Below are 14,909 nucleotides of genomic sequence, written 5' to 3'. Positions count from 1 at the left end.
GGCCTGGCCGATAGCTCGCCAAGGCGTGTAAGCGATCTCCTACACGATCTCGCCCACGCTCTTTCCGTCGCCACAACATCAAGAATGCCATGCCTCGTTTTCTCGCCTCGTTGCGCTATCGCTTCTTCCTGGCCCTGGGCACCACCCTGCTCATGGCCCTGGCGGCCCTGGCCCTGATCGCGAAGCTGCTGGTCCTGCCGGCCCTGCTCAAGGACGAGCGCCTCTATGCCAGCCAGGAGCTGGACCGGATACAAAGGGCCATCGACAATGAACTGGGCCACCTGAGCCTGCTCAACAAGGACTGGGCGGTCTGGGACGACAGCTACGCCTTCCTGCGCGGGCGCTATCCCGACTACCCCAGCAGCAACCTGACCAACGGGCAGCTCTTCGACGATGCCAACCTGCGCCTGGTCGTGTTCCTGGACACTGCCTACCGGCCGTACCGCGTGGCCGGGATCGACCCCGACACCGGCGACTACACGATCTGCACGGCACCCACCGGCGCCTGCCGCTGGGCCGCGCCGCTGGTTGCCTCGATGCAGCGCCATGTCGCCCGGGAGCGCGCCCACACCCGCCATACCTGGCTGCATGCCTGGCCCACGCTGAGCATGGTCAGCGCCTGGCCGGTGCTGAAGAGCGACGGCAGCGGGCCGCCGGCAGGCTGGCTGGCCATGGCGCGCGGCATGAACGCCACCTGGCTCGTTCGCCTGAAAGCCAGCACGGGGATCGCCTTCACGGCGACGCCGGCCAGTGACGCCGCGGATGCCGACCCGCCGCTGCTGGTGCGACGGAGTGACGATGACATGCTCGCCACCCGCCGCCTCGCCGCCTCGCCGGCCGGACATGCCATCCAGCTGCAGGCCACCCTGCCCCGGGACGCCTTCCAGACATCCCTCGGCACCTTCCGCTTCGCCCTCTACTGGACCCTGGCGCTGGTCGTGCTCGTGGTGCTGGTGGTGCTGTTGCTGCTCGAGATGATCGTGCTGCGGCCATTGCGCCAGCTGGCGCGACTCACCGACCGGGTACGCTTCGAGGAGGACACCCGGGTGCCGGCCCCCCTGACTCGTCGTCAGGACGAGATCGGCCGGCTCGCCCAGGCCTTCAACCACCTGCTGGCCTTTCAGCGTCGCCGCACGCACTCGCTGGTCCAGCTCTCGCAGCATGACCCGTTGACCGGGCTGGCCAACCGACGGCTGTTCGACCGGCGCCTGGCCCGGGCACTCGACGAAGCCCGCCACGAGGCTCGGCCGGTCGCCATGCTGATGATCGACATCGACCACTTCAAGGCCTACAACGATCACTACGGCCATCCCGCCGGCGATGTCTGCCTCAAGCGGGTCGCCCAGGCCATGCAGGCCAGCCTGGCCGCTCCCGGCTACCTGCTGGCCCGTACCGGCGGCGAGGAATTCTCGGTCCTGATGCCCGACACGGGCCCGGCCGCCGCTCGAGAACAGGCCGAGACGGTTCGCGCCGCCGTCGAGGCGCTGGGCATCGAGCACGGTACCGCCCCGCAAGGGGACGTGGTCACCATCAGCGTCGGCCTGGCCGTATCGACCCGGCTCGATACCCCGACCCCCGGAGCCCTGGGGGCCGCGGCCGATGCCGCGCTCTACACCGCCAAGAAGGCGGGACGCAACCGCATCGCGGCCGGCCCGGTGCCGGCCTAACCGAGCGCCCGTCCGTGCCAGTGGAGCCATCGGGGCAGGCCTGATACCCTGCCCGCCCCGACGTCACCGACCACTCACGCATCACCGCCACGCCCATGCGCTATCGGATCAAGCTGTTTCCGGAAATCACCATCAAGTCCCGCGCGGTGCGCCAGGAAATGGTCCGCTGCCTGCGCACCAACATCCGCAACGCCTTCGCCCGGCAGAGGCTCGAGGTCCGCGTCGCCGACTGCTGGGATGCCCTCGAGGTCCGCCCGCGTCGTGAAGCCGATGCGGCCGCGCTGGCGCAACTCGAGGAGGGACTGACGCGGATTCCCGGCATCCACGAAGTCCAGGCCGTGGAGACGCATGCCTTCACCACCTTCGCGGCCGCCGCCGAGCAGGTGGTGCCGTACTGGCGAAGCGCCATCGCCGGCCGCCGCTTCCGGGTCAGCGTCAAGCGGCGCGGTCGCCATGCCTTCACGTCCGAGGCGCTCGAGCGCTATCTGGGCGGCGAACTGCTGACCGCCGCCGAGGGCGCCCGCGTGGATCTGAAACACCCCGAGATCGACGTTCGCCTCGAGCTGAGCGACGACATCCTGCGCCTGGTCAGCCGCCGCCGCCCGGGGCTGGGCGGCTATCCGCTGGGCACCCAGGGCCAGGCGCTGGCGCTGATCTCCGGCGGCTACGACTCCCCGGTGGCCGCCTGGCACCTGCTGCGCCGCGGCCTCAAGATCCACTACCTGTTCTTCAGCCTCGGCGGGCCGGCCCATGAAGCCGCGGTCCGCGAGGTGGTACATCACGTCTGGTCGCGCTACGGCGCCTCGCATCGCGTCAACTTCGTCAGCGTGCCCTTCGAGGGTGTGGTCGACGAGATCCAGCGCCGGGTGCCGGCCGGGCTGGCCGGCGTGGTGCTCAAGCGCATGATGCTGCACGCCGCCAACCGGGTCGCCCGCCGTGCCCGCATTCCGGCATTGATCACCGGCGACGCCCTGGCCCAGGTATCCAGCCAGAGCCTGGTCAACCTGGGGCTGATCGATGCCGTCAGCGAACGCCCGGTGCTGCGCCCGCTGATCGCCAGCGACAAGCAGACGATCATCGGCGACGCTCGCCACATCGGCACGGCGGCGCATGCCGCCGCGCTGCCGGAATACTGCGGCACCATCGCCCGGCGCCCGCACGTCAAGCCCCGGCCGGCGCAGATCACCGAGGCCGAGGCCGCCTTCGACGACGCCGTGCTCGACAGCGCCATCGCCGCGTCCACCCTGACGCCCGTGGACCGCCTGCTCGACACCGCGCCCGCCCTGCCCGACATCCCGACCGTCGACTCCCGCGAGGCGCTCGCCGCCCTGCCCGAGGCCACGGTGATCGACATCCGTCATCCCGACGAGCGCGAGGCCGCGCCACTCGTGCTGCCCCACGGCGAGGTGCTGGCGATCCCCTTCTTCGAGCTGGCCGACCGAGCCCCCGCGCTGCGCGGCGGCCGCCGCTACCTGCTGTATTGCGCCCGGGGCGTGATGAGCCGCATGCAGGCCATGCACCTGGCCGATCGCGGACTGACCGGGTTCGGCGTCTATCGACCCGAGTAAGCCGGCCGCCACGGATGCAGCCGTGCGTCAGGCGGGCTACAATCGCCCCCTTGTCCGCGTTCAAGGACGCCATCCCCTTTCGAATCAGTCACTAGAGCCGCCATGTCGACAACCGCCAACGCCAAGCGCCAGATCCTGGTCACCAGTGCCCTGCCCTATGCCAACGGGTCGATCCATCTGGGCCACCTGCTGGAGTACATCCAGACCGATATCTGGGTACGCTTCCAGAAGAGCCGCGGCCACGACTGCCACTATGTCTGCGCCGACGACGCCCACGGCACCGCCATCATGCTGCGCGCCGAGCAGGAGGGCATCACCTCCCAGGCGCTGATCGATCGCGTCAGCCAGGAACACCAGGCCGACTTCGCGCGTTTCGGGGTGGCCTTCGACAACTACCACTCGACGCATTCCGAGGAAAACCGCTACTTCAGCGAGCTGATCTACACCCGGCTGCGCGACCAGGGCCACATCGCCACCCGCGACATCGAGCAGATGTACGACCCGGTCAAGGGCCTGTTCCTGGCGGACCGCTTCATCAAGGGCACCTGCCCCAAGTGCCGGGCCGACGATCAGTACGGCGACAACTGCGAGGCCTGCGGCGCCACCTACACCCCGGCCGAGCTGATCGATCCGGTATCGGCGATCTCCGGCGCCACCCCCGAGGTGAGAAGCTCGACCCACTACTTCTTCAAGCTGCCCGACTTCGCGGCCTTCCTGCAGGGCTGGATCAACGACGACCACGTCCAGCCGCAGATCCGCAACAAGCTGATGGAGTGGTTCGAGTCCGGCTTCAACGAGTGGGACATCTCCCGCGACGCGCCCTACTTCGGCTTCGAGATCCCCGACGCCCCGGGCAAGTACTTCTACGTCTGGCTCGACGCGCCGATCGGCTACCTGGCCAGCTTCAAGAACCTCTGCGAGCGCGAGGGTCTCGACTTCGACGCCTACTGGCGCGCGGACTCCCAGGCCGAGGTCTATCACTTCATCGGCAAGGACATCGTCTACTTCCATGCCCTGTTCTGGCCGGCCATGCTGCATGGTGCCGGACTGCGCACGCCGACCGCGGTGAACTGCCACGGCTTCGTCACCGTCAACGGCGCCAAGATGTCCAAGTCCCGCGGCACCTTCATCAAGGCCGCGACCTACGCCGAGCACCTGAACCCCGAGTACCTGCGCTACTACTTCGCCGCCAAGCTCACCGCCGGCGTCGACGACCTGGACCTCAACCTCGAGGACTTCGCCCAGCGCGTCAACTCGGACCTGGTCGGCAAGGTGGTCAACATCGCCAGCCGCTGCGCCGGCTTCGTCAAGAAGCTCGGCGGCGGGCGGCTCTCCGCCCGCTGCACCGAGCCCGAGCTGGTCGAGCGCTTCGTGGCCGCCGGCGACGAGATCGCCGGGTACTTCGAGGCCCGCGAGTTCGGCCGTGCCATGCGCAAGGTGATGGAACTCGCCGACGAGGCCAACACCTACATCGCCGAGGCCGAGCCCTGGGTGCTGGCCAAGCAGGAAGGCCGCGAGCAGGAGGTCCTCGACATCTGCTCGGTGGGCATCAACCTGTTCCGCCAGCTGATGGTCTACCTGGCGCCGGTACTGCCGGCCATGGCCGAAGGCGCCCGCGCCTTCCTGAAGCTCGACGCCCTGGCCTGGGACAGCCGGCAGGAACTGCTGCTCGATCACGAGATCGCCAAGTTCAAGCCGCTGATGACCCGGGTCGAGCGCGACCGCATCGACGCCATGATCGAGGCGTCCAAGGAGGATCTGGTGGAAGAACAGAAGCTCAAGGAAACCCCCAAGGGGCCGCTGGCCGATGACCCGATCGCCGAGGAGATCGCCTTCGACGACTTCACAAAAGTCGATCTGCGCATCGCGCGCATCGCCAAGGCGGAGTACGTCGAGGGCGCCGACAAGCTGCTGCAGCTGACCCTGGATCTGGGCGGCGAGACCCGCACCGTGTTCTCCGGCATCCGCTCGGCCTACGCGCCCGAGGCCCTGGAAGGCCACCTGACGGTAATGGTCGCCAACCTGGCGCCGCGCAAGATGCGCTTCGGCGTCTCCGAGGGCATGGTGCTGGCCGCCGGGGACGGCGACGGCATCTACCTGCTGGAACCGCACAGCGGCGCCAAGCCGGGCCTGCGCGTCACCTGAGGCCGTCATGACCGCCGCCCGTATCGATGTCATCGACGCCGTCCTGCCGCAGACCCAGTGCGGCAAGTGCGGCCATGATGGCTGCCGGCCCTATGCCGAGGCCATCGTCGCCGGCGAGGCGATCAACAAGTGCCCGCCCGGCGGCGAGCGGACCCTGCAGCGGCTGGCCGAACTCACCGGGCAGCCGCCATTGCCGCTGGAGCGCCCGGCCGAATCGCCGCAGGTGGCGGTGATTCGCGAGGACGAATGCATCGGCTGCACCAAGTGCATCCAGGCCTGCCCGGTGGATGCCATCCTCGGCGCGGCCAAGCGCATGCACACGGTGATCGAGGCCGAGTGCACCGGCTGCGAGCTGTGCGTGGCGCCCTGCCCGGTGGACTGCATCGACATCCAGCCCCACCCGGGCTGGGAGGCCGCCGACACGCCGGCCGCGCAGGATGCCTTCCTGGCGCGGCGTGCCACGCTCGGCCGGCAGCGCCATGCGGCCCGCCAGGCACGCCTGGCCCGCGAGGCCGAGACCCGCCGAGCCCGACGCCGCGCATTGCAGGCGCGCAGCACCCCCGCCGAACCGGCGACCACCACCGCCGACGATACTCGACGGCTCAAGACCCAGCGCGTGACCCTGAACGCGGCACTCAAGCGCCTGGAGCGCCAACGCCGCGAGCTCGAGGCCGACACGCCCTCGGCCCGCGAACTGGAAACGCGCATCGCCGACCATCGCGAACAGCTGGCGGCACTCGATCGCCGTCTCGCCGAACAGGCTTCCGCGCCGCAGTCCGCCGATGCTCGTCCGCATCGTCAGCGCATGGCAGTGCGGGCCGCGGAACAGGCCCTGCGTCGCGCCCGCGCCCAGCTCGCCCACGCCGAACGCCAGAACGATGCCGAGGCCATCGCCGGCGCCCGGGCCCAGTGCGAACAGGCCCGGGCCATGCTCGACACCGCCAGGAACGGAACCGCATGAACGCCCAGAAACGCCATGCCATCTTCGCGCGGCTACGCGAGCACAACCCCGAGCCCACCACCGAGCTGAACTGGTCGACGCCGTTCGAGCTGCTCACTGCCGTGCTGCTCTCGGCGCAGGCCACCGACGTGGGTGTCAACAAGGCCTGTGCCCGGCTGTTCCCGGTGGCCAACACGCCGCAGGCGATTCTCGACCTGGGCCTCGACGGCCTGAAGGAGCACATCAAGACCATCGGCCTGTACAACACCAAGGCCGAGAACCTGATGAAGACCTGTCGCCTCCTGATCGACCGGCACGACGGCGAAGTACCGCGAACCCGTGCGGCGCTGGAGGCGCTGCCCGGGGTCGGTCGCAAGACCGCCAACGTGATTCTCAACACCGCCTTCGGCGAGCCGACCATCGCCGTGGACACGCATATCTTCCGGGTCGCCAACCGCACCGGGCTCGCCCGTGGCAAGGACGTGGTCGAGGTCGAGCAGAAACTGATGCGCCACGTGCCGACGGAGTTCCGCCAGGATGCCCACCACTGGCTGATCCTGCACGGCCGCTACACCTGCGTGGCACGCAAGCCGCGCTGTGGCAGCTGCGTGATCGAGGATCTCTGCGAGTATCCGGACAAGACCGAGCCGGCCTGAGCGGCCGGATACGGGCACAGGGCCCCGCTCAGCCCCCTCGCAACCGCTCGATCTCGTCCATCAGTTCCAGCGCCAGCGCCGCCCCGGCCAGGTTGACGCCCAGCTCCCGCTGCAGGCGCAGCGCCACGCGCGCCCGGATCAGGTGGCGGCCGGAAAAGTGCCACTGCTGCGGCAGGGGCCCGCCGGGCGTCAGGATGCCCTCGTCGACCAGCTCGATGATGGCCTCGGCATGCACCGCGCAGGCGCGGCTGAGATCGGCCAGGGTCAGCGTCTCCTGCTCCTCGAGAATCACGCCGCTCAGGGGTTGCGAACGATCGACCATGCTCATCCTCCCAGCCCGGCACGCGGCTTGAAATCGGCGAAATGGGCCGCCAGGGCCCGGTAGGCGTCGCGGTCCGCGTCGCCGTCGACGGGCGGCTGCACGATCTTCAGCACCACCAGGAAGTCACCCGGGCGCGCCGCGGGCAGACCACGCCCACGAATGCGCAGCCGGGCCCCGTTGCGCGCATTGGCGGGAATCTTCAGTTCCACGCTGCCGGTGGGCGTGGGCACCGTGACCGGCCCGCCCAGCGCCGCCTCCCAGGGCGCCACCGGCAGGTCGAGATAGACGTCGCGCCCGTCCAGGCGATACAGCACATGGGGCCGGAATGCCACTTCCAGGTACAGGTCGCCGGCCTTGCCCTGGCCGTGCCCCGGCTCGCCCTGCCCCGCCAGGCGGATGTGCTGCCCGGGGGCGATGCCCCGGGGTACGGTGACGCTGAGCTTGCGCTCGTGCCAGTTGACCCGCCCGTGAGCGTCGTGCTCGGGCAGGCGCAGGGTGATCACATGGGTGGCGCCGTGATAGCTGTCCTCCAGGTCGATCTCGAGCCGGGCGTGGCGATCCTCGCCATGAGCATGGAAACCGCCACGCCGGCCGCCCGGGGCAAAGCCGTGGCCGAACAGGGTCTCGAAGAAGTCGCTGAACCCGGCGGCATCCTGTTCGGTGAAGCCGCCGCCGGAGAATGCGAAACCGGCATCCCAGTCCGGCGGCGGGCGGAACTCCTCGCCCGGCTGCCACTGGCGCCCCAGCTGATCGTAGGCGGCCCGCTTCTCCGGATCCTTGAGCACCTCGTAGGCCTCGCCCAGTTCCTTGAACCGGACCTCGGCATCCGGCTCCTTGCTGACATCGGGGTGATACTTGCGCGCCAGCTTGCGGTAGGCCCGCTTGATCGCCTCCTGGGAGGCGTCCTTCTCCACGCCGAGAACGTGATAGTAGTCCTTGAATTCCATGGCCGCCCTCTGCCCTCGGGACGACCGGAAGGCCCTCCCCGACAGGCAGCATGGCGCGACTTGCCGAGAGACGCCTTGACGCGGATCAAGCCGTGTCCGGTCGCGGGCGCAGCCCCAGGACCTCGCCATAGGCCGAGCGCCAGGCAGGCCATTGCCACTGGCGGGCATCCGGCAGCGGCGGCCGGCTGGCGGGATCGGTCAGCCAGCCACGCAGCCGCGCGACCAGGCTCTCGACATCCCCCGGGTAGCGGCAGGCGTCGGGATAGTAGTCGGGAAAGCACAGCCGGTCGGGCACCAGCGGCAGGCAGCCGCGGTTGACCGCCTCCATGATCGCCAGCCCCTGGAACTCGTGGTCGGTGGTGGACACCACGATATCGGCGGCATCGAGCATGGCCGCATAGTCCGCCGCGGGCTGCTCGCCCCAGCACACGATGCGCTCGCCCAGCCAGGCCCGCGCCGTGTCGAAGACCGCCGGCCGATCCCGGAACTGCTGCCCCATCACCGCCACCTCGAAGTCGATGCCCTCGGCGACGAGCCGCTCGAGCGCGGCGAAGAACGCTTCGGGATTCTTGTCGTATTCCCAGCGATGGTTCCAGACGATGCGACGCCCCCGGCCCGCCGGCCGAACCGCCTGATCGGGCAGCGGCACGGGGAGCACATGGGCATGCGCGGCCAGCCGCGACAGCCACGGCTCGAGCGGCAGCCGGTCCGGCATGCGAGAAAGGAAGTCGCGGGCACCGGCCACCAGGCTGTCGCGGTTGTAGGCACTGTTGAACACCACCACGTCCGCCGCCAATGCCGCATAGAGGTTGACCATCATCGGCTCGGGGCGCAGAACCTGGCGCGAGGAGCGCGGGAAGGCGAACTGGTTCTCGTGGAAGTAGACCACCTTGCGGGCCTGCGCCAGCGACGGACAGAGGCCGACCAGGGTGGCCAGGTCGACCATCGAGGTGGCGACCACGAGGTCGAACGACTGCTCCAGCACCGCGTGATTGGCAAGCCGCCACATCAGCGGGTTGCCTCGCACCCGCCACTGGAAGTGGCGCGGCGGCAGTTCCAGGCGCTGCCAGTCGATTTCCGGGAATGCCTGTTCCAGACCGTCGGCCCAGAAACGGTGGCTGGCGGCGGCATAGGCGGAGAGCAGCAGGGCCTTCACGGGCGAGTCCTCGGCAAATGACCGGCAAGCTACCCGAGCCCGCCGCCGCTTGCAAAGCCGCCGGTCAGCCCGGCCGGATTACAGGGTAAACTCGCCGCCGCGCTCCACGGCTCGCCGATAGGCGGGGCGTGCCTTGAGGCGGCCCAGCCAGTCGCGCAGCGCCGGGCGCTCGCCCAGGCCGCCGCGGGCGTCCCGGGCCAGCGCCGGGAAGCTCATCTGGATGTCGGCCGCACTGAAGGCCTCGCCGGCCAGCCAGTCCGATGCCGTCAGGGTCTGTTCCCAGTAGTCCAGATGGGTCCTGATCTGGGGCTCCAGATACCGCGAGGCGACGCCACGGCCCAGCAACCGGCCGAACGGTCGCACCAGCGCCGGCACCGGGGGCTTGCCGAGCCGGGTGAAGACCAGCGACATCACCAGCAGCGGCATGGCGGAGCCCTCGGCATAATGCAGCCAGTAGCGGTACGCGCGGTGCGCCGGGGTCCCCGGCGGCGGCATCAGCCGGCCGTCCGGGTCATGGGCGTCTATCAGGTAGTCGATGATCGCGCCGGACTCGGCCAGCGTCACCTCGCCGTCGACGATCACCGGCGACTTGCCCAGCGGGTGCACCTGCTTGAGCGACGCCGGCGCCAGCAGTGTCTCGGGGTCCCGGGTGTAGGGAACCACCGTGTAGTCGAGCGCGAGCTCCTCGAGCAGCCAGAGCACCCGCTGCGAGCGGGAATTTTCCAGATGGTGCACTTCGAGCATGACAGGGCCTCGCGAGATCGACATGACGGTTCTTGACCCTAGCGCATTGCCACTCGAGCGGATACCACCGGCCGAAAACGCGGCGACCCCGTCTGCGAGGAGGCAGACGGGGTCGTCAATACGGCAAGCCGTGATGATCAGTGGTGCGAGGCGAAGATCTCGTCCCCCAGGTCATCGATGAACCGCTGGGCCTTTTCCAGGGTCAACTCGACGCAGGCCTCCCGGGAGCCGACGGTGTCGGAGCGCTCGAAACGATGCTCGAGCGTCTCGCCCCCCTCGACCGGCTTGCGGATCCAGCCGCTGACCCGATACTGCCCGCCCGCATCCTGCGGGTCGGGCGTGATCAGATAGCCGCGATACTCGGTGGCAGGAATCTCCTCGTCATTGACGTTGCCACTGCGGAACAATCCGTCGATCAGCTTCTTGAGCATGTCGCCTCCTCACGGAGCCTTCCGGGCGCCGGACATCCCGGAAGGACGCTCTCAGTTGGCGCTGCGACCCTTGCCGGCGGCAATCCGCAGGCGCAGCGCGTTGAGCTTGATGAAGCCTTCGGCATCCTTCTGATTATAGGCGCCGGCATCATCCTCGAAGGTGGCGATCGACTCGTCGAACAGCGATTCGTCGGACTTGCGACCCACCACGGTGGCACTGCCCTTGTAGAGCTTCATGCGCACCACGCCGTTGACGTGGGTCTGGGTCTCGTCGATCGCCGCCTGCAGCATCCGGCGTTCCGGGCTCCACCAGTAGCCGTTGTAGATCACTTCGGCGTACTTGGGCATCAGCTCGTCCTTGAGGTGCGCGGCCTCGCGGTCGAGGGTGATCGACTCGATGGCCCGGTGGGCACGTAGCATGATGGTGCCCCCCGGGGTCTCGTAGCAGCCGCGCGACTTCATGCCCACGTAGCGGTTCTCGACGATGTCGAGGCGGCCGATGCCGTTGTCGCCGCCCAGCTGGTTGAGGCGCGACAGCACCTCGTGCGGCGCCAGGCGCTCGCCGTCGATGGCGACGATGTCGCCCTGCTCGAAGGTCAGCTCGATGTAGGTCGGCTGATCCGGGGCCGCCTCGGGCGAGACGCTCCAGCGCCACATGTCCTCCTCGGCCTCGGCCCACGGATCCTCGAGGATGCCGCCCTCGTAGGAGATGTGCAGCAGGTTGGCGTCCATGGAGTACGGCGACTTCTTCTTGCTCTTGGAGAAGTCGACCGGAATCTCGTGCTGTTCGCAGTAGGCCATGAGCTTCTCGCGGGAGGTCAGGTCCCATTCGCGCCACGGCGCGATCACCTTGACCCCCGGCTTGAGCGCATAGGCGCCGAGCTCGAAGCGCACCTGATCGTTGCCCTTGCCGGTGGCCCCGTGGGAGATGGCATCGGCGCCGGTCTCGTTGGCGATCTCGATCAGCCGCCTGGCGATCAGCGGCCGGGCGATCGAGGTCCCCAGCAGGTATTCGCCCTCGTAGATGGTGTTGGCGCGGAACATCGGATAGACGTAATCGCGGACGAACTCCTCGCGCAGGTCCTCGATGTAGATCTCCTTGACTCCCAGCGCCTGGGCCTTGGCCCGCGCCGGCTCGACCTCCTCGCCCTGACCGATGTCCGCGGTGAAGGTCACCACTTCGCAATCGTAGGTTTCCTGCAACCACTTGACGATCACGGAGGTGTCCAGGCCGCCGGAATAGGCGAGGACTACCTTTTTCACATCGGACATCGGGGGCTCCTTCTGATTCTTGCGCTTGGCAACATGGGACGTCGACGGTGACGCGCCGACGCACGACGATTCCGCGATTATAGCGCCCCGGCCGAGTGGCGAACACCGCCGTTGGGGACGCCAACCGTGCAAAATGCTAGACTCTCGCGCTATGCAACGCGGGACGACCGCGGGGAATCGACTCAGGACGGGAGAGAGGCATGACCGAGGCGAACGCCCAAGGGCTGTTGTCCCAGCGTTTTCGAAGTTTCCTGCCGGTGGTGGTGGACCTGGAAACCGGCGGTTTCAACGCCGAGCGTGATGCCATTCTGGAGATCGCCGCGGTCACGCTGACCATGGACGCCCAGGGCAACCTGATGCCGGACGCCACCTACGCCTTTCATGTCGAGCCCTTCGAGGGAGCCAACATCGACCAGGCGGCACTGGACTTCACCGGCATCGACCTCGACAACCCCCTGCGTCGGCGTGTGGCCAAGGCCGAAGCCGACGCCCTGGGCGAGATCTTCCGGCCCGTGCGCAAGGCCATCAAGTCGGAAGGCTGCACGCGGGCCGTGCTGGTGGGCCACAATGCGGCCTTCGATCACGGCTTTCTCAACGCCGCCGTCAATCGCTGCGGCATCAAGCGCAACCCCTTCCACCCCTTCTCGAGCTTCGACACCGCCAGCCTGGCCGGCCTGGTGTACGGCCAGACCGTGCTGGCTCGCGCCTGCCGGGCCGCGGGCATCGACTTCGACAACGCCGCCGCCCACTCGGCGCGCTACGACACGGAGCGCACCGCCGAGCTGTTCTGCGCCATCGTCAATCGCTTCAAGGATCTGGGCGGCTGGGACCTGGCCCAGCGCGAACAGGGCATGGAAGACTGACACCGGCCCCGCCCCGAAACACGAACGCCCCGCCATGAGGACGGGGCGTTACGCGCTCGGCCGATACCGGGAAGAGCGAAAGATCGCTCAGGCGTCGTTCTGCTCGGCACCGGCCTTGGCGGCCGTTTCCTTGATCAGGGTTTCCAGCTCGCCACTCTGGTACATCTCGACGACGATGTCACAGCCGCCGACCAGCTCGCCCTCGACCCACAGCTGCGGAAAGGTCGGCCAGTTGGCGTACTTGGGCAGCTCGGCGCGGATATCCGGGTTGTCGAGGATATTGACGAAGGCGAAGCGCTCGCCACAGGCCATCAGCGCCTGCACGGTCTGGGCGGAGAAGCCGCACTGCGGCAACTGGGGCGTGCCCTTCATGTAGAGCAGGATCGGGTTTTCACGGATCTGCTGCTGGATGTTCTCGAGCGTGGTACTCATCGCGTCTTCCTTGCCGGGGCACCGTCATGTCACGGGTGCCGCGTTGCCGGTGAATGATTGCGTGACCCATTATTCTACGCGCGCCGCCGCCCGAAAACAGCCCCGTGACGTCTTGGCCACAGTGCTGCGCGACAGGGTGCATTGCGCGCCGTCGCGGCTGTGGCTAGGATGATCGTTTTTCGCGCGGCCGGCTCTCGACTCCGGCCGGGGCGCCGAGGGCTGGCAGGCCAGCCCTCGGCGCCCTTTTCGTTAGCGGCTTGCCGATGACAGGAGCTTGCCATGGCCACACGTCACTTCCTGACCCTGCTGGACCTGACCCCGGACGAACTGTCCCACCTGATCCGCCGGGCGATCACCATCAAGAACGGCCTGAAGACTCACGGCCCGACCTACACGCCGTTCTCCAACCGCACCCTGGCGATGATCTTCGAGAAATCATCGACCCGCACCCGGGTGTCGTTCGAGACGGCGATGGCCCAGTTCGGTGGCCATGCCCTGTTCCTGTCCCCGCGTGACACCCAGCTGGGCCGCGGCGAGCCCATTGCCGACACCGCCCGCGTGCTGTCCGAGATGGTCGATGCGGTAATGATTCGCACCTTCTCCCACGCCGGCCTGGAAACCTTCGCCGCCGCCAGCACGGTGCCGGTGATCAATGCCCTGACCGACGACTACCATCCCTGCCAGCTGCTGGCCGACGTGATGACCTGGACCGAATGCCGGGGCTCGGTACGCGGCAAGACCGCCGTGTGGATCGGTGACGGCAACAACATGTGCCACTCGTGGATCAATGCCGCCCGCCAGTTCGACTTCCAGCTGCGCATCTGCTGCCCCGAAGGCTACGATCCGGACCCGGCGATCCTCGCCGCCGCCGGCGAGCGCGTCAGCGTGCTGCGCGACCCGCAACAGGCGGTGGACGGCGCCGATCTGGTGACCACCGATGTCTGGGCCTCGATGGGTCAGGAAGAGGAACAGGCCCGGCGCGAGCAGGCCTTCCGCGGCTTCCAGGTCACCGAAGCCCTGCTCGACCGGGCCGCCGGGGATGCCCTGTTCCTGCACTGCCTGCCCGCGCACCGCGGCGAGGAAATCAGCGAGACGCTGCTCGACGATCCGCGCGCCGTGGTCTGGCAGGAGGCCGGCAACCGGCTTCACGCCCAGAAGGCCCTGCTCGAGTTCCTGCTGCTGGGTCGCGTCGAGTAAGGAACGCACTTCGCCGGCTTACGCATTTCAACCCGATGCTGACGATTTGCTACAGACGCGGCCGAACACGCCAACCACGCTGATGATGGCGTGACCGGCCGGCGGCGGTGCCCCGACCGACACGCCGGGTGGCAATCTCGAACTCAGCGGAGGAGGCGAGCGATGACAGCGGAAGTCCAGGTGATAGCCCACGACGACGAATGGGGAGTCCGCCAGGGCGACACCGAGCACGGCGAGGAGCAGTTCTCGAGCCCGGCCGAGGCAATCGCCCACGGACGGGCCATGGCCGAACGCGATGCCGTCGACCTGGTGATTCACGGCCCGCATGGCACGGTACGCGAGAAGCCCGGCCGGGAGGATACCGAGCACCGCGACTGAACCCGCGCGCTAGCCCGCTCCCGGCCGGACGAGAGCGCGGATCCGACCAACAGTGACCAAGGAGAGGCATAAAAAAAGGACCGCCAACGTGGGCGGTCCAGGTACGCAGGGAACTGAAGGGTCACGAACATTCCGGGACTGGCGGAATGTCGAAGGGGCAAAGCCCCGCAACGACGCCGGTCTCGGGCGTC

The 14,909-nt window shown here is 68.4% G+C and carries 15 protein-coding genes; 8 read left to right on the top strand and 7 right to left on the bottom strand.

Going from position 1 to position 14,909, the window contains the following annotated elements; translation table 11 throughout:
• Positions 1–89: 89 nt before the first annotated feature.
• From KGQ91_RS10980 to nth, 5 genes are all read left to right on the top strand, one after another.
• Positions 90–1,667 (top strand): sensor domain-containing diguanylate cyclase, encoded by a 1,578-nt coding sequence (locus KGQ91_RS10980; protein WP_163649336.1) that lies wholly within the window; start codon positions 90–92, stop codon positions 1,665–1,667.
• Between the two features lie 95 nt (positions 1,668–1,762).
• A complete protein-coding gene (gene thiI, locus KGQ91_RS10975) occupies positions 1,763–3,235 on the top strand; it encodes a tRNA uracil 4-sulfurtransferase ThiI (RefSeq protein ID WP_224420991.1) in 1,473 nt (490 codons plus the stop codon).
• 102 nt (positions 3,236–3,337) lie between these two features.
• A complete protein-coding gene (gene metG / locus KGQ91_RS10970; protein WP_224420990.1) occupies positions 3,338–5,380 on the top strand; it encodes a methionine--tRNA ligase in 2,043 nt (680 codons plus the stop codon).
• A gap of 7 nt (positions 5,381–5,387) precedes the next feature.
• Positions 5,388–6,341 (top strand): RnfABCDGE type electron transport complex subunit B, encoded by a 954-nt coding sequence (locus KGQ91_RS10965; protein ID WP_224420989.1) that lies wholly within the window; start codon positions 5,388–5,390, stop codon positions 6,339–6,341.
• Positions 6,338–6,976, top strand: a complete 639-nt coding sequence (gene nth, locus KGQ91_RS10960; RefSeq protein WP_163649332.1) for an endonuclease III — start codon at positions 6,338–6,340, stop codon at positions 6,974–6,976. Before KGQ91_RS10965 ends, nth begins: the two co-directional genes overlap by 4 nt.
• A gap of 28 nt (positions 6,977–7,004) precedes the next feature.
• Here nth and KGQ91_RS10955 read toward each other — a convergent pair whose 3' ends face one another.
• From KGQ91_RS10955 to KGQ91_RS10930, 6 genes are all read right to left on the bottom strand, one after another.
• Positions 7,005–7,298, bottom strand: a complete 294-nt coding sequence (locus tag KGQ91_RS10955) for a chaperone modulator CbpM (RefSeq protein ID WP_224420988.1) — start codon at positions 7,296–7,298, stop codon at positions 7,005–7,007.
• Between the two features lie 2 nt (positions 7,299–7,300).
• Complete coding sequence (locus KGQ91_RS10950) at positions 7,301–8,245, bottom strand: DnaJ C-terminal domain-containing protein (protein ID WP_224420987.1); 945 nt, start codon at positions 8,243–8,245, stop codon at positions 7,301–7,303.
• Positions 8,246–8,330: 85 nt separating this feature from the next.
• Positions 8,331–9,401, bottom strand: a complete 1,071-nt coding sequence (locus KGQ91_RS10945; protein WP_224420986.1) for a tRNA-queuosine alpha-mannosyltransferase domain-containing protein — start codon at positions 9,399–9,401, stop codon at positions 8,331–8,333.
• A 78-nt stretch (positions 9,402–9,479) separates the two neighbouring features.
• Positions 9,480–10,145, bottom strand: coding sequence for a glutathione S-transferase family protein (locus tag KGQ91_RS10940; RefSeq protein WP_163649328.1), 666 nt, complete (start codon positions 10,143–10,145; stop codon positions 9,480–9,482).
• Between the two features lie 137 nt (positions 10,146–10,282).
• On the bottom strand, positions 10,283–10,576 hold the full coding sequence (locus KGQ91_RS10935; protein WP_163649327.1) for an HlyU family transcriptional regulator: 294 nt from the start codon (positions 10,574–10,576) through the stop codon (positions 10,283–10,285).
• Between the two features lie 51 nt (positions 10,577–10,627).
• The gene (locus KGQ91_RS10930; RefSeq protein WP_163649326.1) at positions 10,628–11,848 is read right to left on the bottom strand and encodes an argininosuccinate synthase; all 1,221 of its coding nucleotides are present in this window, start codon (positions 11,846–11,848) and stop codon (positions 10,628–10,630) included.
• Positions 11,849–12,048: 200 nt separating this feature from the next.
• On the opposite strand from KGQ91_RS10930, the gene rnt reads away from it, so the two are divergent.
• A complete protein-coding gene (gene rnt, locus KGQ91_RS10925) occupies positions 12,049–12,711 on the top strand; it encodes a ribonuclease T (protein WP_163649325.1) in 663 nt (220 codons plus the stop codon).
• Positions 12,712–12,798: 87 nt separating this feature from the next.
• Here the strand turns inward: rnt and KGQ91_RS10920 are convergent, their stop codons facing one another.
• Entirely contained in the window at positions 12,799–13,143 is a 345-nt protein-coding gene (locus KGQ91_RS10920) for a Grx4 family monothiol glutaredoxin (protein WP_163649324.1), read from the bottom strand.
• A gap of 279 nt (positions 13,144–13,422) precedes the next feature.
• Between KGQ91_RS10920 and argF the strand changes: the two genes are divergently transcribed.
• Positions 13,423–14,340, top strand: coding sequence for an ornithine carbamoyltransferase (gene argF, locus KGQ91_RS10915; RefSeq protein ID WP_163649323.1), 918 nt, complete (start codon positions 13,423–13,425; stop codon positions 14,338–14,340).
• A gap of 162 nt (positions 14,341–14,502) precedes the next feature.
• Entirely contained in the window at positions 14,503–14,718 is a 216-nt protein-coding gene (locus tag KGQ91_RS10910) for a DUF2188 domain-containing protein (RefSeq protein WP_163649322.1), read from the top strand.
• Positions 14,719–14,909: the final 191 nt, after the last annotated feature.

Origin of the sequence: Modicisalibacter tunisiensis, from assembly GCF_020148005.1 — a bacterium.
Lineage (GTDB): Bacteria > Pseudomonadota > Gammaproteobacteria > Pseudomonadales > Halomonadaceae > Modicisalibacter > Modicisalibacter tunisiensis.
This window is presented reverse-complemented; position numbering and strand designations above follow the sequence as displayed.